1 protein-coding gene is annotated in these 528 nt (G+C 54.4%); it reads right to left on the bottom strand.

What is annotated here, in order from left to right:
* On the bottom strand, positions 1-528 hold a 528-nt coding region (locus R7Q11_RS29075), incomplete at both ends, for an aldehyde dehydrogenase family protein (RefSeq protein ID WP_225467333.1).

Below are 528 nucleotides of genomic sequence, written 5' to 3'. Positions count from 1 at the left end.
AGGAGTTTTTGCTTCGCATTGCGGTCAATAACCGGACCCACATCGGTTTTGTGCAAGTAAGGCAAGCCAACGTGTAGCTCTTTCATCGCACCTTGGATAAGGGTGATGATGCGGTCCGCAACGTCTTCTTGTACAAACAGCACACGAAGCGCAGAACAGCGTTGACCCGCCGATGCAAACGCAGAGCGAATCACATCACGAACCACCTGCTCTGGCAGTGCAGTACTGTCGACGATCATGGCGTTTTGGCCGCCAGTTTCCGCGATAAACGGTACTGGCTTCGCGGTACGCTCTGCCAACGTTACGTTGATGCGCTGTGCCGTTGCCGTAGAGCCCGTAAATGCGACACCTGCGATGGCGTCGTGAGAGGTTAATGCATGACCAATCTCACCACCGCGACCAGGAAGTAATTGAATTACGCCTGCTGGGAAGCCAGCTTCCAGCATCAAATCAATCGCGCGAGCAGCAATCAAGCTGGTTTGTTCAGCCGGTTTAGCAACCACAGTGTTACCCGCAACAAGCGCCGCG

The organism is Vibrio sp. 970 (genome assembly GCF_033339075.1).
This window is presented reverse-complemented; position numbering and strand designations above follow the sequence as displayed.